This is a genomic window from Pseudomonas sp. UBA7530, assembly GCF_002479365.1.
Classification (GTDB): Bacteria; Pseudomonadota; Gammaproteobacteria; order Pseudomonadales; family Pseudomonadaceae; genus Aquipseudomonas.
Genome location: NZ_DLMS01000001.1, coordinates 19148 through 38137, shown reverse-complemented (window position 1 = coordinate 38137; position 18990 = coordinate 19148). Strand labels below are relative to the sequence as shown.

Annotated in this window: 16 protein-coding genes and 1 pseudogene; 10 read left to right on the top strand and 7 right to left on the bottom strand. The window is 63.1% G+C overall.

From position 1 onward, the window contains the following. Nucleotides 1-9: 9 nt before the first annotated feature. A complete protein-coding gene (locus tag B2U07_RS00225; RefSeq protein WP_275545152.1) occupies nt 10-1014 on the bottom strand; it encodes an AraC family transcriptional regulator in 1005 nt (334 codons plus the stop codon). 114 nt (nt 1015-1128) lie between these two features. Here B2U07_RS00225 and B2U07_RS00220 point away from each other — a divergent pair, with 114 nt between their 5' ends. The 4 genes and pseudogenes from B2U07_RS00220 to B2U07_RS22975 all read left to right on the top strand — a co-directional run bounded on the left by B2U07_RS00220 (nt 1129) and on the right by B2U07_RS22975 (nt 5983). Next, nucleotides 1129-2868, top strand: a complete 1740-nt coding sequence (locus tag B2U07_RS00220; protein WP_275545153.1) for an N-acyl-D-amino-acid deacylase family protein — start codon at nt 1129-1131, stop codon at nt 2866-2868. Nucleotides 2869-2913: 45 nt separating this feature from the next. Beyond that, nucleotides 2914-3954: an RNA methyltransferase gene (locus B2U07_RS00215; protein ID WP_275545154.1), complete on the top strand. Its 1041-nt coding sequence runs from the start codon at nt 2914-2916 to the stop codon at nt 3952-3954. Nucleotides 3955-4063: 109 nt separating this feature from the next. After that, a pseudogene (locus B2U07_RS22980) lies at nt 4064-5125 on the top strand (HAMP domain-containing protein); the annotation flags it as partial. Between the two features lie 30 nt (nt 5126-5155). Then, nucleotides 5156-5983, top strand: coding sequence for a methyl-accepting chemotaxis protein (locus B2U07_RS22975; protein ID WP_419096311.1), 828 nt, complete (start codon nt 5156-5158; stop codon nt 5981-5983). A 255-nt stretch (nt 5984-6238) separates the two neighbouring features. On the opposite strand, the gene B2U07_RS00205 is transcribed toward B2U07_RS22975, so the two are convergent. Genes B2U07_RS00205 through B2U07_RS00190 form a run of 4 tightly spaced genes read right to left on the bottom strand, consistent with a single transcriptional unit; the run spans nt 6239 to nt 10016 of the window. Continuing rightward, complete coding sequence (locus tag B2U07_RS00205; protein WP_275545156.1) at nt 6239-7315, bottom strand: polyamine ABC transporter substrate-binding protein; 1077 nt, start codon at nt 7313-7315, stop codon at nt 6239-6241. A gap of 54 nt (nt 7316-7369) precedes the next feature. Continuing rightward, nucleotides 7370-7711, bottom strand: coding sequence for a cupin domain-containing protein (locus tag B2U07_RS00200; RefSeq protein WP_275545157.1), 342 nt, complete (start codon nt 7709-7711; stop codon nt 7370-7372). Nucleotides 7712-7745: 34 nt separating this feature from the next. Then, on the bottom strand, nt 7746-9149 hold the full coding sequence (locus B2U07_RS00195) for an NAD(P)/FAD-dependent oxidoreductase (RefSeq protein WP_275545158.1): 1404 nt from the start codon (nt 9147-9149) through the stop codon (nt 7746-7748). Between the two features lie 45 nt (nt 9150-9194). After that, nucleotides 9195-10016, bottom strand: coding sequence for a nuclear transport factor 2 family protein (locus B2U07_RS00190; RefSeq protein ID WP_275545159.1), 822 nt, complete (start codon nt 10014-10016; stop codon nt 9195-9197). A 117-nt stretch (nt 10017-10133) separates the two neighbouring features. On the opposite strand from B2U07_RS00190, the gene B2U07_RS00185 reads away from it, so the two are divergent. From B2U07_RS00185 to B2U07_RS00170, 4 genes are all read left to right on the top strand, one after another. Further along, entirely contained in the window at nt 10134-10358 is a 225-nt protein-coding gene (locus B2U07_RS00185) for a DUF2970 domain-containing protein (protein WP_275545160.1), read from the top strand. 435 nt (nt 10359-10793) lie between these two features. Then, nucleotides 10794-12452: a nitrite/sulfite reductase gene (locus B2U07_RS00180; protein ID WP_275545161.1), complete on the top strand. Its 1659-nt coding sequence runs from the start codon at nt 10794-10796 to the stop codon at nt 12450-12452. Further along, nucleotides 12436-12933 carry a DUF934 domain-containing protein gene (locus B2U07_RS00175; RefSeq protein WP_275545162.1) on the top strand — a complete coding sequence of 166 codons (498 nt, stop codon included), beginning with the start codon at nt 12436-12438 and terminating at the stop codon, nt 12931-12933. The genes B2U07_RS00180 and B2U07_RS00175 overlap by 17 nt, the downstream gene beginning before the upstream one ends. Nucleotides 12934-13068: 135 nt before the next feature. Further along, nucleotides 13069-13470, top strand: coding sequence for a transcriptional regulator (locus tag B2U07_RS00170; RefSeq protein WP_275545163.1), 402 nt, complete (start codon nt 13069-13071; stop codon nt 13468-13470). Nucleotides 13471-13599: 129 nt separating this feature from the next. Here the strand turns inward: B2U07_RS00170 and B2U07_RS00165 are convergent, their stop codons facing one another. Further along, nucleotides 13600-15279 carry a DEAD/DEAH box helicase gene (locus tag B2U07_RS00165; protein WP_275545164.1) on the bottom strand — a complete coding sequence of 560 codons (1680 nt, stop codon included), beginning with the start codon at nt 15277-15279 and terminating at the stop codon, nt 13600-13602. A gap of 330 nt (nt 15280-15609) precedes the next feature. Then, on the bottom strand, nt 15610-16383 hold the full coding sequence (locus B2U07_RS00160) for a spermidine synthase (protein ID WP_275545345.1): 774 nt from the start codon (nt 16381-16383) through the stop codon (nt 15610-15612). 250 nt (nt 16384-16633) lie between these two features. Between B2U07_RS00160 and B2U07_RS00155 the strand changes: the two genes are divergently transcribed. After that, nucleotides 16634-17977 carry a class II 3-deoxy-7-phosphoheptulonate synthase gene (locus B2U07_RS00155; protein WP_275545165.1) on the top strand — a complete coding sequence of 448 codons (1344 nt, stop codon included), beginning with the start codon at nt 16634-16636 and terminating at the stop codon, nt 17975-17977. Between the two features lie 166 nt (nt 17978-18143). Next, the gene (locus B2U07_RS00150) at nt 18144-18899 is read left to right on the top strand and encodes a M48 family metalloprotease (protein WP_275545166.1); all 756 of its coding nucleotides are present in this window, start codon (nt 18144-18146) and stop codon (nt 18897-18899) included. Nucleotides 18900-18990 lie beyond the last annotated feature (91 nt).

The window sequence follows — 18990 nt, the reverse complement described above, 5'->3', positions numbered from 1 at the left end:
ATCGCCCCTTCAGCGATGCGCCTTGCGCCAGCTCGACGGCGACTGGCCGAAGTGATTGCGAAAGGCCGTGCTGAAGGCCGCCTGGTCGGCATAACCGAGCACGTCGGCCAGTAGCGTCAGCGGCATGTTCGATGCCCGCACCTGCCAACCTGCAGTATCCATCTTCACCTGATGCATCAGTTGCTTGAAGCACAGCCCCTCACCGAGCAGGCGCCGCTGCAGGGTTCGTGGGTGCAGGCCGAGCAGCTCGGCGATATGCCCGAGCGAATGCTGGCGCATGCCGAGGGTCTGCACGATCAGGCTGCGCACCTGCAACTCCAGATCGTCCTGCAGACTGTCCAGGCGTTCGCGCAGCGACGCTTCGAGGCGCTGCGCATCATCTGAGGCCATGGCCAGCACCGGGCGCTGCAGAATGCTGGCGTCGTACACCAGACAGTCGTATTCCTGATCGAAGCGCACCTCGCAACCCAGATGCTGGCGATAGCGCATGCGCGGCGCCACCGGGCTGTGGCTGAATTCCACGCGCAGCGTGCGCAGGTCGGCGCCGCCCACCGCACGTACCAGGCGCGCATAGGCGGCGATGGCCATCTCCCGGTACTGCTGCGCGCCCTCCATCGCAAAAAAATGTTCGATACGTCGCACCTGGACACGCCCTTCCAGCATCAACAATTGCCAGTGCTCGGCCTTGTTGTGCAGCGCCAGATAGCGCTGCGCCGCCGTGAAGGCCGCCTGCAGGTCAGGCTCGCGCACCAGCAGGCGCCCCAACAGCCCGAGCATTTCCAACCCCTGATGGCTGGCTACGCGCAAGCCCAGATCGGGACACTGCAGCTGCACGGCCGCTTCGTTCAGCAGGAGGATCAGCTGCTCGATGCGAATCAGGCCGTCGCCATAGTCCAGCGCATCGGCGCTCATGCCTACGCGCGCAAGAATCACACGCAGATCGCCGCCCAAGCTGGTCACCTCGGCTTCCAGCCCGGTCAGGGCAGCACTGCGCACCTCATAGCGAACGGACATGGTGCCCCTCCTGGCAGATTGCTCGAAGATGCCAACACTGTCGCGTCATGACAAGTTTTGCACTGAGCAGGCGCCTAGTCTGGCCTCACTACAACAAGAGCCGAGGCCTCCGTCATGCCCCAATACGATCTGATCATCCAGAGCGGCCGCTACTTCGACGGCAGCCCTGCTCCCTCCGCCATCCGCAGCCTGGCGATCAAGGGTGGCCGCATCGGCCTGGTCAGCGCCGAGCCGCTCGACGCCAGCCTGGCCGAGCGGGTCATCGATGCCCAGGGCAAATGGATCACCCCCGGTTTTCTCGACACCCACACCCACTACGATGCCGAGCTGATGGTCGCGCCCAGCCTCAGCGAATCGGTGCGTCACGGCGTGACCACGGTGCTGGTGGGCAGTTGCTCCTTGAGCATGGTGTGCAGCGACGCCGAAGATGCGTCAGACATCTTCACCCGCGTGGAAACCGTACCGCGCGAAAAGGTGTTGCCGATTCTGCGTGAGCGCAAGCGCTGGAACGGCCCGCGGCAATGGCGCGAGTTCATCGACCAGCATCCGCTGGGGCCGAACCTGGTCAGCTTTCTCGGCCACAGCGACCTGCGCGTGGCTGTGATGGGCCTGCATCGTGCCACCGACCGCCAGGTGGTGCCGGAGGAAGCCGAGCTGCAGCGTATGGAAGCCATTCTCAGCGAAGCGCTGGATTGCGGCTTCCTTGGCCTGTCCACTATGTGTCTGAAGTGGGACAAGATCGACGGCGATCGCGAATGGTCGAAGAGCCTGCCCAGCACCTACGCCCGTTGGCGTGAAGTGCGCCGCCTCAATCGTCTGCTGCGCCAGCGCGGGCGGGTACACCAGGGCGCACCCAATGCTGCCAACCCGCTGCAGATCACCCAGTACATCAGCGAAGCCATCGGCCTGCTGCGCAAGCCGTTGAAGACCACGCTGATTTCCCTGCTCGACCTCAAGGGCAACCGCAGCCTGGCACTGCTCGCCCGCTTCTCGGCCTGGCTGACCAACCGCCTCGGCGGCGATTTTCGCTGGCAACTCTTGCCGACACCCTTCGCCATCTACGCCGACGGCATGGATATCGTCCTGTTCGAAGAGTTCGGCGCCGGCGAGATGGCGCTGGATGTCAAGGATCAGATCGAGCGCAATCTGCTGCTGCAGAACGAGCAGTACCGCCGCACCTTCCGCAAGTACTACGCTGACAAGCTGTCGCCGCGGGTCTGGCAGCGCGATTTCGGCGATGCCGTGATTCTCGGATGCCCGGACACCTCGCTGGTCGGCAGGAACTTCGCCGATGTCGCCCGCGAGCGCGGCCTGCACGTGGTCGACCTGTTCCTCGACATGGTGGTGCAATACGGCCGCCAGCTGCGCTGGTTCACCGTGATCGGCAATCATCGCCAGGACAAGCTGCGGCAGATGGTACGCAGCCCGCATACGCTGATCACCTTCTCCGACGCCGGCGCGCATATTCGCAACATGGCCTTCTACAACCTGCCGCTGCGTTTCCTCAAGCTGGTCAAGGACAGTCACGACGACGGCCAGCCGGTGATGAGCCTGGAGCGGGCGGTGCACCGCCTGACCGGCGAACAAGCAGATTGGCTCGGCATCGAGGCGGGTTACATTCGCCAGGGAGACCGCGCCGACCTGGTGCTGATCGATCCCGCCGGGCTGCAACAGAACCTGGAGCGGGAAAACTGGGACGAGATGCAGGGCTTCGGCATCCAGCGCATGGTCTGTCGCAATCCCGGCTGCGTCAGCCATGTGCTGATCAATGGCAAACTGGCCGTGGACGACGAGCGTATCGTCCCTGAACTGGGCCGCGAACGCGGTTTTGGCCAGTTCCTCGCGGCGCGCTGAAACGGCCTACGCATGGGCGCGTCGCGGTGGTAGCATGCGCGCCCCATGCAACTCTCCGAACTCAACCAACGCCTCGCCGACCTCGGCGCCAAACCCCAGCATATCGGGCGCATCACCCGTGCCTGGCTGCAGGGCAAGGCGCTGGATACCGGCACCAAGCACCAGAAGACCGAGAATTTCCTGCCGCTGACGGTGCGTGAGGGGCTGCCCGCCATCGCCGCCAGCCTCGAAGCACTGGCCCGGGTCAGCACCGAACACCCGGGCGCTGACGGCTCATCGCGCCTGCTGGTAGAGCTGGCCGACCGGCAGATGGTCGAAAGCGTTCTGCTGCCGCGCGACGGCCTGTGCATCTCCAGCCAGGTCGGTTGCGCCGTCGGCTGCACCTTCTGCATGACCGGCAAGAGCGGTCTGCTGCGCCAGCTCAGTAGTGCCGAGATGGTCGCTCAGGTGGTGTTGGGCCGTCGCCGTCGCGCAGTGAAGAAAGTGGTGTTCATGGGCATGGGCGAGCCCGCCCACAACCTCGACAACGTGCTCGAGGCCATCGACCTGCTCGGCACCGAGGGCGGCATCGGCCATCGTAACCTGGTGTTTTCCACGGTTGGCGATCCCCGTGTCTTCGAGCGCCTGCCCAAGCAGCGCGTGCGCCCTGCCCTGGCTCTGTCGCTGCACACCACCGACGCCGAGCTGCGTCAACGCCTGCTGCCCAGAGCGCCGCGCATCGATCCCGAGCAGCTGATGGAACTGGGCGAAGCCTATGCCCGCAGCATCGATTACCCGATTCAGTATCAGTGGACGCTGCTCAAGGGCATCAACGACAGCCAGCAGGAAATGGACAACATCCTGCGCCTGTTCAGGGGCAAGTTCGCCGTGCTCAACCTGATCCCCTACAACAGCCTGGAAGCCGACGAATACCAGCGCCCGGACGGCGAGCGCATCGTCGAAATGGTGCGCTACCTGCACAGCCGCGGCGTGCTGACCAAGGTGCGCAACTCGGCCGGCCAGGATGTCGACGGTGGTTGCGGGCAACTGCGCGCCCGTGCGGTGGACGTGATCAATACCAGCCGATTGCATCGAAATCGCGGCTGAGGCTCAAGAATGGCGGCTGCCAACCGATAAGAAACGTACAGAGAGACCGCACGTCCAGCAGGCAAAAAGCCAGCACTGTACTAGGTTTGTAAAGAACCGCCTTGCATGGATGCAGACCCGCCGTTATCGCATCCAGGAGCCACCCATGAAAATCGCCCACAAGGTCGGTATCGCAGCCGCGACCGTGCTTTTCCTTACCACCAGCTTGTTATCGCTTTCCCAGGTCAGCCAGGTACGAGACACCCTGCGTAGCCAGGCTGAGGAAAGCATTGCCGAGTCGAGCAGTGCCCTGGCCGGGCAGATCGAGAACTGGCTCAACGCCAAGCTACGCCTGATCGACCTGATGGCGCAAAGCATCGACAGCGACTACAGCCCGGAGCAAACCCAGCGCGTGATCGACGCGCCGCTGCTCAAGGACGAATTCATCCTGGTCTTCGGCGCACTTGAAGCGGATGGCAAACCGATCAAGAACAGCGACGACTGGAAGCCGAACGCCGACTGGGACGGGCGCCAACGGCCCTGGTACGGCACGGCCAAGAGCGGCAGCCAGGCCGTGCTGACCGAACCCTACGTCGACTCCACCACCAATGAAATCCTCATCTCCGCCGTGGCACGGATCAGCGATGCCGGCCAATTCCTTGGTGCCTTCGGTGGCGACATCCGCCTGCAGTCGGTGGCCGATGCAGTCAACACCCTGGATTTCAACGACGCCGGTTACGCCTTCCTGCTCAGCCGTTCGGGCAACATCATTTCCCACCCCAATGCCGAGTACAACGGCAAATCCTACAGCGAACTCTTCGATGGCCAGAGCCCGGCGCTGGGCAAGGAGCTGCGGGAGGTCGAAGCCGGCGACAAGAGCCTGCTGGTTTCCTTCACGCCGCTACCCAATCTGCGCGGCATGGACTGGTACATCGGCGTCGTGCTGGATGAGAACATCGTCATGGCCGAGGCCGATCGCCTGACCTGGCTGGCGGTGATCGGCACTGTCGTTGGCGTGGCCATCAGCCTGTTGGTGCTGGGCCTGCTGATGAACAGCCTGCTCAAACCACTGGGCCTGCTCAGCACCTCGCTGCGCGAGATCAACAGCGGTGAAGGCGACCTGACGCGCCGCCTGGCGATCACCAGCAACGATGAGGTGGGCGAGTTATCACAGGAGTTCAACCGCTTCCTGCAAACGCTGCAGAGCCTGATTGGCGACGTGATGAGCAGCTCGCATCAGGTCCGCGAAAGCACCGCTTTGACTTCCAACGAGTCGGAACAGGCCGCGCGCCGCTTGCAGGAGCAATTGCAGGAACTCGACCAGTTGGCCACGGCCATGCAGGAAATGGCCTCCACTGCCGAGGAAGTGGCGCGCAACGCCCAGGCGGCGGCGCAGGCCGCCGTAGCCGCCAACGAGGAAACCGAGAACGGCGTGCGCGTGGTGTCGCAATCGAGCACGGCGATTCGTCACCTGGCCGACGAGATGGACCAGACCAGCCATGCGATCAACGAACTGGCCAAGCTCAGCCACAACATCGAATCGATCCTGCAGGTGATCACCAGCATTGCCGAGCAGACCAACCTGCTGGCGCTGAACGCCGCCATCGAGGCCGCGCGCGCTGGCGAATCCGGCCGCGGCTTCGCCGTGGTCGCAGATGAGGTCCGCTCGCTGGCCTCGCGCACGCAGCAGGCCACGCAGGAAATCCGCCAGATGATCGACCAGTTGCAAGGCGGCGTGCGTCAGGCCGAGAACCGCATGCAACAGAGCCGCGACACGGCCAGCAAGACCGCCGAAGAGGCCGGCGCGGCGAACGACATGCTCGGCCGTATTCGTGAGGCCATCACCCGCATCAACGACATGAACCTGCAGATCGCCACCGCCGCCGAAGAACAGAGCGCCACCACCGAGGAAATCAACCGCAACACCACCAACATTCGCGACATCAGCCACGAACTGGCCGGTGGCGCCGAACAGCAGGTGCACCAGTGCAGCTCGATGGTGGAACAGGTCGGCCAGCAGGATCGCCTGCTGGGGCGTTTCAAGGTCTGAGCCAAGCGCCGCAGATCCACGCACAAGAAAAAGCCCCGGCATGCCGGTAAAGCTGTTCACATAAGAAATGGTCGGACACGATTAGTCCCCTCGCCCCTTTGGGGAGAGGGTTAGGGAGAGGGGAGAACTGTTAGTTTTGCGGTGTTTTCAGCCCTCTCCCCCAGCCCCTCTCCCATAAATGGGAGAGGGGAGCCAAACGCATGCAACCTTAAGTGAACGGCATTACGGCATGCCGGGGCTTTTTAATCGTAGCGATCAGACACCGCTCTTGACCTTGCTCCAGATACGCGTGCGCACCCGGTCGATCTTCAGCGGCATGGCCTCCAGCGTGTACAGCTTGTCCATCACCGCGTCAGGTGGATAGACGGTCGGGTCAGCCTTGAGGGCGGGATCGACCAGGCTGTCGGCCTTGAGGTTGCCGTTGGCGTAGTTCACATGGTTGCTGATGCCCGCCATCACCTCTGGCTGCAACAGGTAGTTCATAAAGGCGTAGGCCCCCTCCTCGTGACCGGCATCGGCCGGCATGGCTACCATGTCGAACCAGATCGGCGCGCCCTCTTTCGGGATCTCGTACTGAATCTTCACACCATTGCCTGCCTCGGTAGCACGCGCGCCAGCCTGCATGATGTCGCCGGAGAAGCCGACCGCCATGCAGATCTCGCCATTGGCCAGGTCGCCAACGTATTTGGAAGAGTGGAAGTAGCGTACGTTCTTGCGCATTTCCATCAGCAGCGCTTCGGCACGCTTGTAGTCCTCAGGGTTCTTGCTGTGATGCGGCAGCCCCAGATGATGCAGGGCAATCGGCAACATTTCCGGGCCGTTGTCGAGGATCGCCACGCCGCACTGGTTGAGCTTGGCCAACGTGACCGGGTCGAACAGTACGTCCCAGCTGTCCATCTTTACGTCATCGCCCAACACCGCACGCACCTTGTCGACGTTATAACCGATACCAGTGCTGCCCCACAGGTAAGGAAAGCCGTGCTCGTTGCCCGGATCGTTCACCTCCAGCGTTTTCATCAGCACCGGGTTGAGGTTGTTCCAGTTCGGCAGCTTGCTGCGGTCGAGCTTCTTCAGCGCACCGCCCTGGATCTGCCGGGCCATGAAGTGGTTGGAGGGGAAGACCACGTCGTAGCCGGAACGCCCGGCCATGAGTTTGGCGTCCAACGTCTCGTTGCTGTCATAGACGTCGTAATGAGTGCCAAGGCCGCTGTTCCTTTCGAACTGTTTGAGGGTGTCCGGGGCGATGTAGTCGGTCCAGTTGTAGATGCGCACGCTGTCGGCGGCTTGGGCGGTGCCGGCCAGGATCAGGCACGGCAGGAGTTTCTTCAGCATGGAATACCTCGTCGATGGTCTTGTTGTTCTAGGCAGTCACTGAAAAGGTGCTGATCAGAAAATCAGCACATAGGTCTTACGCACCGTTTCTTGTATGTCCCAGATGCCGACGGTGTTGGCCGGCATCATCAGCGCGTCGCCGGCGCGGATCTCGATAGGCTCGCCACCGTCAGGCGTGAAGGTGCAGCGCCCAGCCACGAAGTGACAGAACTCCTGCTGCACGATCTGCCGGCGCCAACGCCCTGGGGTGCATTCCCAGACACCGGTCTCAACACCGTCACTGCGCTCGACACTGGTGGTCGAGGCGACCGCCACCGGCTCGCCCAGCGGGACGGCGACAGGATTGGACGTATCCAGGACGACGTTGGGGGTGTCACGAAAATGGGTAATGTTCATGGGGACTCCAGATAAAGGAACGGCTGGCATTCGCTCAGCCCATCAGGCTTTCCATACGCGCAGCCACCGCCTGCGCCAGACGGCGTCGCCAGGCTGGGCTGCGCGGGTTGGCGAGTACTTCGTCCTCGTGAACGAAACTGCGGATGATTGCGTTGTAACCGAGCCAGCGGCAGGGTTCGGGCTCCCAGCGAGGCAAACGGGAAATAGGACTGTCACTCAGCACCCAGGGCTGGCGTAGCAGTTCGCTGTCGCGCCCCAGAATCAAATCGGCCAGGGTGCGTCCGCCAAGGTTGCTGGCGCCTACACCCTCGCCGCCGTAGCCGCCAGACAACGCGATGCGGTTGCGTGAGTCACGCAGCATGTGCGGCTGAAAGCGCCGCGCCATGCCCAGATTGCCGCCCCAGGAGTGGCTGAAGCGGACGCAACGCAGTTGCGGGAAGATTTCCCCCATCAAATAGCGGCGCAGGCCCAGTTCTTCTTCAGTGAGGTTGAAATCGCTGCGCAGACGTCCACCAAAGCGATAACCGCCGCGTGCGCCGAAGATCAGACGATCATCGAAGCTGCGCTGGCCATAGGTCACTTGGCGGCTGAATTCGCTGAACGCCTGCCCGCGCTCCAGGCCGATACCAGCCCAGACATCCGCCGGTAGCGGCTCGGTGGCCACGATCAGGCTCTGCACCGGCAACTGGTGATTGCCCAGCGGCGACAAGGTGGCCGCATAACCCTCGATGGCCGGCACTACCCAATCAGCCGTGACGCGAGCCTGTGCCGTGCGCACCTGGCCTGGCTGCCAGTCGATCACCGGGCTGCGCTCGTAGAGCTCGACGCCCATGTCTTCAACGCTACGTGCCAGACCCCGGACCAGTTTGGCAGGCTGAACGGTCGCGCAATGCGGGCTGTACAGCGCACCAAAGGCATTGGCGACACGCAGTTGCGCAGCCAGCTCGCTGGGCGACAGCCAGCGGTAATCGTCTTCACCGAGGCCTAGCTCGCGCAAGTGCTCGAGGTAATCGCGCAGGCGTACCTCCTGCTCCGGATAGCGCGCGGCGCAATACAGCACGCCGCCCTTACGCAGGTCACAGTCGATGCCTTCGCGGGCCACCACCTCGGCTACTTCGTCGGGAATACCGTGCAGCAGATCGAAGGATGCCTTGCGCGCGGCAGACGGCCGAGCGGCCAGCAAACGATCCTCACCGAGCAGGTTCCCCATCAGCCAGCCGCCGTTACGCCCGGAAGCGCCGAAACCGGCCGTCTCGGCCTCTAAAATCACGACGCGCAGTTGCGGGGCATACCGTTTGAGGTAATAGGCCGTCCACAACCCGGTATAGCCGGCGCCGATGATAGCTATGTCCGCCTGAATATCTTCCTGCAGGCTGGGCCGCGCCTGCAGCGGATCATCGAGCTGATCCATCCACAGACTGATGTTGCGCCAGTTCATCCACGCCTCCGTCATCGGTTGATGACGCAAGGCTAGTAGTGGCAATCAGGCGCTGTCTTGCGTGCGTGCCCGCGAGGAAATTTCCTTGAGATAGGCTTTCGGCGACAGCCCGGTGTGGCGCTTGAAACAGCTATAGAACGCCGACAAGGAATTGAAACCTGCGGCAAAGGCCAGCTCGTCGATGCGCTTCAGATCACTGCCGACCTGCAGCCCCTCGAGCAGGTACTGCAGACGAGCGCGATTGACGTAGCGATAGAAGCTTTCGCCAAGCACCTGGTTGAGCAGATGGGAAATCTGGTTGCGGCTGTAACCGGTCGCCGCTGCCACCTGCTGCAGGTCCAGCTCCGGGTCGAGAAAAGGCTGACTGCGCTGGAAATAATCCTGAAGATCCTGCGCCAGTTGCCCGAGCTGACGCGTCGACAGCCCCAGGCGGCTGATCGCCGGACGCGAAGTGGCGGTTTCGCCAGCGCCACGAATCTCGTGCACCAGGGTGGCGTATTCGTTGATGCGCCAGATCAGCCCGTCACGCACGGTGATGGCCTCGCCGGTGCGAAACGACACCAGCCCTTCCCCGCCCTGCAGGCTGGTGCGGTACTGGATGAAGGCGGTATGACCATCGATGCGAATACGATCAACGTGCTCCAGCAACTCGCCTGGACGGCGCGGCAGGTTGGCCTCGACGTACTCGCGCAACTCGGCCAGACGCATGCAACGCTGCTGATAGAAATCGTTGTATTCGATATCGGGGTGATACAGCGCCATCACCGCTTCGAGGTCACGATGCTTCCAGCTCAGGTGGTAACGCAAGATGGTTTCACGGGTGCGCTCGGTCTGCGCGGCATCGTCGGCAAAAAGGTCGTCAGGCATGGTAGGCGTCGTTGGTCAGGCACGGGCAGATTGCCTGATTCGCCGAAGCCAGCCTAGCCCCTCGTGCCGCCTGGCCGGTTGCGGACTATGCTTGCAGGATCGAAGGAGAGACCGACCATGACTGATCAGGACAAAGACCCCCAGGCCCCTCTGACGCTACGCGAGATGCTACAGAGCGTGCTGGCGGCAGCGCTCGGGGTACAGAGCGGCAAGAACCGCAGCCGCGACTTCAGCCGCGGCAAACCCGGTCATTTCATTCTGCTCGGAGTACTGTTCACCGCCCTGTTCGTGATCGTGCTGCTGGGGGCGGTAAAACTGATCCTGCACCTGGCGACCGGCTGACCCTTTAGCCTTTGGGCGTCATCAATGGATATCGGCGCAGCGGCGGATGAAAAAAGGCCGACCGCCAATGCGCGCCGGCCTTCGTGCTTACTGCCCGCTAACCCAGAAAACCGCGGTGCCTACAGCAAGCAGGATCAGGCAGAAGATCGCCCAGGCGTCGATGACGCTGTCGGAATTGTCCCTATCGGTGTGTTCGCTCATGGCTCCCCCTCTTCTTGTATTGTGGGTGACGCACACTGCATTTAAGACCAGCCTCGGCCTTCGCTCAAACCATCTGGTTATGCTCTGAGACAGTCTTATTCCTTAAAGCTAGGTTTATATATTCAAACATCACTTTTACGCATAAACCTGAGCTGGTATCGTGCCCCGGCTCCTAGGGGAGTGCGCGGCCGTGCGCGCTGATTGGCAGTAAGTAGCCTGAAAACAGGACCCTTCATGTACGTATATGACCAGTACGATCAAAAGATCGTCGAGGATCGCGTCAAGCAGTTCCGCGATCAAACCCGTCGCTACCTCTCCGGAGAGCTGAGCGGCGAGGAATTCCGCCCGCTGCGCCTGCAAAACGGCCTGTATATCCAGCGTTACGCGCCCATGCTGCGCGTCGCCGTACCCTACGGCCTGCTGTCGTCCGCCCAGGTTCGCGTGCTGGCGCGCATCGCCCGCGACTATGACAAGGGCTACGCCCACATCAGCACTCGCCAGAACGTCCAGTACAACTGGCCGGAGCTGGAAGACATACCGGAGATTCTCGCCGAGCTGGCCACCGTGCAGATGCACGCCATCCAGACCAGCGGCAACTGCATCCGCAACACCACTACTGACCAGTTCGCCGGTGTGGCCAAGGACGAGATCATCGATCCGCGCCCCTGGTGCGAAATCATCCGCCAGTGGTCGACCTTCCACCCCGAGTTCAGCCACCTGCCGCGCAAGTTCAAGATCGCCGTCAACGGCGCCGTCAGCGACCGCGCCGCTATCGAAGTGCATGACATCGGCCTGGAAGCGGTGCAGAACGAAGCCGGCGAGCTGGGCTTCCGTGTTTCCGTCGGCGGCGGCCTGGGCCGTACCCCGATCGTCGGCAGCTTCATCAATGAATTCCTGCCGTGGCAGCACCTGATCAGCTATCTCGACGCCATCCTGCGTGTGTACAACCGCTATGGCCGTCGCGACAACAAGTACAAGGCGCGCATCAAGATCCTGGTCAAGGCGCTGACCCCCGAGGTGTTTGCCGAGCGCGTGAACGCCGAATGGGCGCATCTGAAGGATGGCCCGAGCACCCTGACCGAAGCCGAAGTCGCCCGCGTCGCCGCGCATTTCATCGACCCGGCCTACCAGGCCCTGAACGATGAAGACGCCCTGCTTGCCCAGCAGGACGCTGAGCACCGCGGCTTCGCCCGCTGGCGCCAGCGCAACACCTTCGCTCACAAGAAGCCTGGCTACGTTGCCGTGACCCTATCGCTCAAGCCCACCGGCGTGGCGCCGGGCGACGTCACCGATAAGCAGCTCGACGCCATCGCCGATCTGGCCGACCGCTACTGCTTCGGTGAAGTACGCAACAGCCACAACCAGAACATCATCCTCGCCGACGTCGAGCAGCGTCAGTTGCTGACCCTGTGGAACGAGTTGCGCGAACAAGGCTTCGCCACGCCGAACGTGGGCCTGCTGACCGACATCATCTGCTGCCCGGGCGGCGACTTCTGCTCGCTGGCCAACGCCAAGTCGATCCCGGTGGCCGAAGCCATCCAGCGCCGTTTCGACGATCTCGACTACCTGTTCGACATCGGCGACATCGACCTGAACATCTCCGGCTGCATGAACGCCTGCGGTCACCACCACGTCGGCCACATCGGCATCCTAGGTGTCGACAAGAAGGGCCAGGAGTTCTATCAGGTCTCGCTCGGCGGCAGCGCCGGTCGCGAAGCCAGCCTGGCGCAAATTCTCGGCCCGTCCTTCGCTCAGGACGACATGCCGGACGTGATCGACAAGATCATCAACGTCTACGTCGAACAACGCACCGAAGAAGAAAGCTTCCTCGATACCTACCGCCGTATCGGTATCGACCCGTTCAAGGAGCGCGTCTATGCAGCGAATCATTAAGAACGGCCAGGTGGTCGATGAAACCTGGCACCTGCTGGCCAAGGACGTGACCCTGGACGTCATCCCCAATTGCGACGACATCATCGTCCCGCTGGCCCTGTGGCGCGAGCATGCCCACGCCCTCAAGGCCCGCGATGGCGGCCTTGGCGTGTGGCTGGAAGCCGGTGACGAAGTCGAGGAAATCGCCGATGACCTGGCGCACTTCCAGGTGATCGCCCTGGAGTTTCCGGCCTTCACCGATGGCCGCCACTCCTCCAGCGCCTACCTACTGCGTACCCGCTACGGCTACGAAGGCGAAGTCCGCGCCATCGGCGATGTCCTGCGTGACCAGCTGTTCGCCCTGCGCCGCGTCGGCTTCGATGCCTTCGCCGTGCGTGCCGACAAGGACCCGTACGATGCGTTGAAGGCCTTCGAGGACTACAGCGAGGTGTACCAGGCTTCGGCAGACCAGCCACAACCGCTGTTCCGCCGCCGCGCCTGATCGCGGAGAAGCACCTGAAAACGCCCCGACTGGTTCGGGGCGTTTTGCTTTGCATGGACCGCTCGGCAGTTGAGTCGAACCGTACCGCGTCAGTGAAGTCGGATTCCATAAGCCCATCGCTTAGGGAGATACGCCATGAAACATGACTGGGACCTGATCGAACGCCTGCTGCACGAGGCACAGAACTCCGCCGGCAAACCCTTTGCCCCGCGGCGCTACGCCGAAGACCTTGCCGAAGAGCATGAGAGTGCCGGCGAACACGTTGACGATCTCGACCATCTACGTGCCGAGGCCGCTCGTTACGAGTCGCGCCTGCTGCACAACGGCTTCATCGAACCGCGCCCGGAGGAAGAAGGCGGCAATGGCGAGAACTTCATCCTCACCCCGCGCGGCGCGCAATTGCTGAGCATGCTCGATAGCAGCATCCCCGGCAGCGAGCACCCGCGCGAAGTGCTCGACGAGGCTGGCGAGGCGGCGCTAACACCCGAGGTGTTCGACCGCCTGGCACCCAAGGCGAATCTCAGCGAAAGCGGCTGACCGTTCATTGAAACGAGCTGGGCGCCCTTGTGGCATGGCCCAGGTTTTCTCCGCACAAATGAAAACGCCGCGCCCTGATCAGGGCGCGGCGTTTTTTGATTCAGCTGCAAGGCATCAGCCTTGCCGGGATCAATCCTCGCGGTAGCGACGCAGTTTCAACGCCTTGCCGGCCACGCGGGTGTCTTTCAGCTTGCCGAGCAGACGGTCCAGACCATCTTCCGGCAGCTCGACCAGGCTGAAGGTCTCACGGATCTGAATGCGGCCGATGGCGTCGCGAGCCAGGCCGCCTTCGTTGAGGATGGCGCCCAGCAGGTTCTTCGCGGCGATGCCATCACGCGTGCCCAGTGCAGTACGGCAGCGCACACGGCCTTCGGCCAGCGGTATCGGCGCACGACGCTCGCGGTATTCACCACGCTCGCCGCCACGATCATCACGCTCGCGACGCTCACGCGGCGCACCACCAACACCCGGCACCAGCGGCTGTTCGCGCTCGACGCTGGCCAGATCCAGCGCCTGACCATTGGTGGCCTTCTTCAGCAGCGCAGCGGCGAGTGCGCGCGGGCTGCAACCGATGTCGGCGGTCAGGCGGTCGAGCAGATCACCATGGCTGGCTTCGGCATCAGCGACCAGCGGCGCCAGGCTGCTGGTCAGTTTTTTGATGCGTGCATCGAGCACCTGCTGGGCATTCGGCAGCTTGACTTCGCCGACCTTCTGTCCGGTCACACGCTCGATCACCTGCAGCATGCGGCGCTCACGCGGGGTGACCAGCAGCAGTGCACGGCCATCACGACCGGCGCGACCGGTACGACCGATACGGTGTACGTAGGACTCCGGGTCGTACGGCATGTCGACGTTGAACACGTGGGTGATACGCGGCACATCAATACCACGGGCGGCGACGTCGGTGGCGACGACGATGTCCAGGCGACCATCCTTGAGCGACTCGATCACGCGCTCGCGCTGGTTCTGGGCGATGTCACCGTTCAGTGCAGCGGCCTTGAAGCCCTTGGCTTCCAGAGCGGAGGCCAGGTCCAAGGTAGCCTGCTTGGTGCGCACGAAGGCGATCAGGGCGTCGAAATCCTCGACTTCCAGCAGGCGCAGCACGGCGTTGGTCTTCTGATCGGCATGGATCATCAGGTGCGCCTGCTCGATGCGCGAGACGGTCTGGGTCTTGGCCGCGATCTTGATGTGCTGCGGCTCGCGCAGGTGCTTCTCGGCAATGGCGCGGATCGAATGCGGCAGAGTGGCGGAGAACAGCACGCTCTGGCGGCTTTCCGGCATGGCTTCGAAGATGATCTCCAGATCGTCCATGAAGCCCAGTTTGAGCATTTCGTCGGCTTCGTCGAGTACCAGGTGCTGGATGGTGGACAGCACCTTCTCGTCGCGACGCAGGTGGTCGACCAGGCGGCCCGGAGTGGCGACAATGATCTGCGCGCCCTGACGGATGGCCTTGAGCTGCGGGCCCATCGGCGCGCCGCCATAGACCGCGACGACATTAACGCCCGGCATCTGCTTGGAATAGGTTTCGAAGGCGGTGGCCACCTGCAGGGCCAGCTCGCGGGTCGGCGCCAGGATCAGCACCTGCGGCTCACGCTTGGCCGGGTCGATCTTGCTCAGCAGCGGCAGGGCGAAGGCGGCTGTCTTGCCGGTGCCGGTCTGCGCCTGACCGATCATGTCGTGGCCGGCGAGGATCACCGGAATGGCCTGCGACTGGATCGGGGACGGCTCTTCGTAACCGACGGCGGTCAGAGCGGCGAGAATATTGGGGTGAAGTCCGAGCGCGGCGAAGCCGCCGATTTCCTGGGTCATGGGTCTGCCTCAAGTGCATCCGCAAAGACCCATGTTCCAAAGCTGCGCATGCCGTGTAAGACCTTGTGGGTCACCCTGGCAGCCTGGTCGGCGGGGATTTGCGAAAACGTGATGAAAGTGAATCGTCAAGGATAGTCCGCTGGGGACTGGCTGCCGGAAGTTAATTTCCCGGGCGAGTTGCACTACCTGAACGTGGCCAGTGAATTGGCCGGCGCGCATCATACCGGAAATTCCCGACCAAGGTGCTGTTTTTTATGTCCTGCGCCTTCCTGGGCTGCGCCCTGCCAGTGCTTCCACGCGCTTTTTCCAGGTTTCAGACCATGCGACGCTTCACGTCGCCGGGCGCAATGCCTCGATCAGCGATTGCAGCGAGTAACCCAGGCGCGGCGTCAGCTCACCAGCGCGCGCCTGCAGGCGCCCCATGTCCAGGCACTGGTCGAGGTCGGCCGGAATCAACAGCACCACGTTGCCCTCCTTGACCGGGCACTCCCAGTAGTGCCGGTGATAGAGCCCGCGCAGCAACGCCGCACCCAGTGGCTTGCCGTCGTTGCCAGCCCATTGGTTGATGATCAGCCAGCCGCCCGGGTTGAGCTTTTCGCGGCAACGCTCGAGAAAGCGCCAAGCCAGATGACCGACGCCAGGCCCCTGGTCGGTGTACAGATCGAGGAAGATCAAGTCGGCGGTTTCCGCACTGTCGAGCAGCTCGGTGGCATCGCCGATACGAATGGTCAGGCGCGGATCGTCGTCCAGCCCGAGGAACTCCATGGCCAGGCGCGGCACATCCGGGCGCAGCTCGATGGCCTCGACATCCTCCAATGGCAGGAACTTCAGGCAGGCCTGGGTCAGGTTGCCGGCGCCAAGGCCGAGGAACAACGCGGTTTCCGGCGCATCGTGGCATAGCGCGCCAAGTAGCATGGCGCGGGTGTAGTCGTATTCGAGCCAACCGGGATCGCCCTGGAACACGCAGCTCTGCTCGATGGCATCACCGAACTCCAGGAAGCGGTAGGCACCGATCTGCACCACGCGAATTACCCCGAAGGCATCGTGCACTTCGGCCAGCAGAACCTCGTCCTGCAACTCGTCGTCTGGCGGCAACCCCGGCATCGATACCTCTCCCACAGTGACATCCCGCACCACAAGCGGCGGGTCGAAAGCGCTGATTGTCATTGAAGCGGACACCCCGGGTCACGCGATAATTCTCGTACTTGCGCTGCTGCCCATAACATAGCTGCACGAGCCGAACTCCCGCCTAGCAAAGCTGGCTTCTGCGGCTTTTGGCTTCTTGCCCGCTTACCGCGGCGCGGCCTTGGCGGTAACATGCCGCCAGCCGATTAGCCGAACGCAGAGACGCCCGATGCACGCCTGGAGCCCCGACAGCTGGAGAGGCAAGCCCATCCAGCAACAACCCGAATACCCCGATGCCGCCCACCTCGCCCGCGTCGAACAGACCCTGGCCGGCTATCCGCCGCTGGTGTTCGCTGGCGAGGCGCGCGAACTGCGCCGGCAGTTCGCCGAAGTCACCCAGGGCCGCGCCTTCCTGCTGCAAGGCGGCGACTGCGCCGAGAGTTTCGCCGAATTCTCCGCCGCGAAGATTCGCGACACCTTCAAGGTGCTCCTGCAAATGGCCATTGTCATGACCTTCGCCGCCGGTTGCCCGGTGGTCAAGGTCGGGCGCATGGCCGGCCAGTTCGCCAAGCCGCGCTCGTCCGGCAGCGAAACCATCGACGGCATCACCCTGCCCGCCTACCGCGGCGATATCGTCAACGGCATTGGCTTCGACGCCGCCAGCCGCGCGCCCGATCCGGAGCGCCTGCTTCAGGCCTATCACCAGGCCACTGCCAGCCTCAACCTGCTGCGCGCCTTCGCTCAGGGCGGTTTCGCCGATGTGCACCAGGTGCACCAGTGGAACCTCGACTTCATCGCCAACTCGGCACTGGCCGAGAAATACCACCAGCTCGCCAATCGCATCGACGAAACCCTGGCTTTCATGCGTGCGGTCGGCATGGACAGTGCACCACAGTTGCGCGAAGTGAGTTTCTTCACCGCCCATGAGGCGCTGCTGCTGAACTACGAGGAAGCCTTCGTACGCCGCGACAGCCTCACCGGCCGCTGGTACGACTGCTCCGCACACATGCTGTGGATCGGCGACCGCACCCGTCAGCTGGACGGCGCGCACGTCGAATTCATGCGCGGCATTGAGAACCCCATCGGCGTCAAGGTCGGCCCGAGCATGGACCCGGACGAGCTGATTCGCCTGCTCGACACGCTCAACCCGGACAACGACCCGGGCCGCCTCAACCTGATCGTGCGCATGGGCGCCGACAAGGTCGAAGCGCACTTCCCGCGCCTGCTGCGTAAGGTCAAGGAGGAAGGCCGCGAGGTGCTGTGGAGCTCCGACCCCATGCACGGCAACACCATCAAGGCCAGCAGCGGCTACAAGACCCGCGATTTCGCGCAGATCCTCGCCGAGGTCCGACAGTTCTTTGCCGTGCATCAGGCCGAGGGCACCTACGCCGGCGGTATCCATATCGAGATGACCGGGCAGAACGTCACCGAATGCATCGGTGGCTCGCGCCCGATCACCGAAGACGGGCTGTCCGACCGCTACCACACTCACTGCGACCCGCGCATGAATGCCGACCAGTCCCTGGAACTTGCCTTCATGATCGCCGAGACACTCAAGCAGGTACGCCGCTGACCCGCAGCGCTCTGGCCATTGGCCAGGGCGCGAACCGGCGCGCAATTTTGCCGAGCGTCATTCGGCATAATGCCGCCGCCAACGCGAGCACCGAACGGGTGCCGAACGCTGCTACCTAGCCGGAAAGGACTCGCGGCCAATACCCCCCCAACAAGGACGATGAACCATGCAACTGCGCACCACCCTCTCCGCTTTCGCCCTCTCCAGCGCCGCTCTGCTAACCGGCTGCCAGAACATGTCCCCCGACGCCATGCTGCAATCCGGTCTGATGGCCGTGCAGGCCGCAACACTCAGCGACGCCGAAGTGCGCAGCATGTCCGACCAGGCCTGCGCCGAAATGGACGCCTCGGCCAACATCGCCGGCCCGAACAGTCCGTACACCAAGCGCCTGGACAAGATTGCCAACAACCTCGGCCACCAGATCAACGGCACACCGATCACTTACAAGGTTTACCAAGCCGATGAAGTCAATGCCTGGGCCATGGCCAACGGCTGCGTGCGCGTCTACAGCGGGCTGATGGATCTGATGACCGACAACGAAGTCGAAGGCGTACTCGGCCACGAGATCGGCCACGTCGCCCTCGGCCACAGCAAGAAGGCCATGCAGACCGCCTACGCCACCACCGCCGCGCGCAACGCTGCAGCGGCTTCGGGCAATGCCTCCGTCGCGGCCCTGTCCTCCTCGCAACTCGGCGCCCTGGGCGAACAACTGGTCAACGCGCAATTCTCGCAGAGCCAGGAAAACGCCGCCGACAACTTCTCCTTCGATCTGCTGACCCAGCGCAACATCCCGCGCGAAGGTTTGGTTACCGCTTTCGAGAAGCTGGCCAAGCTGGGCGGCGGCGAAAGCAGCATGTTCTCCTCGCACCCAGGTTCCAGCGACCGCGCCAACAACATGCGCACCCGCCTGGCCACCAAGTAGGCACGAAGCCCTTCAAGCTTGTCGCCAGTACGTACCGTTGTAGTGAGTCATCTGGATCGTAAAAGCTTCGCGGACGAGTCCGCTCCCACAC

Excerpts from the sequence above, each read along its gene's own strand:
- B2U07_RS00225 (WP_275545152.1), bottom strand. The coding sequence starts at position 1,014 with ATGTCCGTTCGCTATGAGGTGCGCAGTGCTGCCCTGACCGGGCTGGAA.
- B2U07_RS00220 (WP_275545153.1), top strand. The coding sequence starts at position 1,129 with ATGCCCCAATACGATCTGATCATCCAGAGCGGCCGCTACTTCGACGGC.
- B2U07_RS00215 (WP_275545154.1), top strand. The coding sequence starts at position 2,914 with ATGCAACTCTCCGAACTCAACCAACGCCTCGCCGACCTCGGCGCCAAA.
- B2U07_RS22975 (WP_419096311.1), top strand. The coding sequence starts at position 5,156 with ATGAGCAGCTCGCATCAGGTCCGCGAAAGCACCGCTTTGACTTCCAAC.
- B2U07_RS00205 (WP_275545156.1), bottom strand. The coding sequence starts at position 7,315 with ATGCTGAAGAAACTCCTGCCGTGCCTGATCCTGGCCGGCACCGCCCAA.
- B2U07_RS00200 (WP_275545157.1), bottom strand. The coding sequence starts at position 7,711 with ATGAACATTACCCATTTTCGTGACACCCCCAACGTCGTCCTGGATACG.
- B2U07_RS00195 (WP_275545158.1), bottom strand. The coding sequence starts at position 9,149 with ATGAACTGGCGCAACATCAGTCTGTGGATGGATCAGCTCGATGATCCG.
- B2U07_RS00190 (WP_275545159.1), bottom strand. The coding sequence starts at position 10,016 with ATGCCTGACGACCTTTTTGCCGACGATGCCGCGCAGACCGAGCGCACC.
- B2U07_RS00185 (WP_275545160.1), top strand. The coding sequence starts at position 10,134 with ATGACTGATCAGGACAAAGACCCCCAGGCCCCTCTGACGCTACGCGAG.
- B2U07_RS00180 (WP_275545161.1), top strand. The coding sequence starts at position 10,794 with ATGTACGTATATGACCAGTACGATCAAAAGATCGTCGAGGATCGCGTC.
- B2U07_RS00175 (WP_275545162.1), top strand. The coding sequence starts at position 12,436 with ATGCAGCGAATCATTAAGAACGGCCAGGTGGTCGATGAAACCTGGCAC.
- B2U07_RS00170 (WP_275545163.1), top strand. The coding sequence starts at position 13,069 with ATGAAACATGACTGGGACCTGATCGAACGCCTGCTGCACGAGGCACAG.
- B2U07_RS00165 (WP_275545164.1), bottom strand. The coding sequence starts at position 15,279 with ATGACCCAGGAAATCGGCGGCTTCGCCGCGCTCGGACTTCACCCCAAT.
- B2U07_RS00160 (WP_275545345.1), bottom strand. The coding sequence starts at position 16,383 with ATGCCGGGGTTGCCGCCAGACGACGAGTTGCAGGACGAGGTTCTGCTG.
- B2U07_RS00155 (WP_275545165.1), top strand. The coding sequence starts at position 16,634 with ATGCACGCCTGGAGCCCCGACAGCTGGAGAGGCAAGCCCATCCAGCAA.
- B2U07_RS00150 (WP_275545166.1), top strand. The coding sequence starts at position 18,144 with ATGCAACTGCGCACCACCCTCTCCGCTTTCGCCCTCTCCAGCGCCGCT.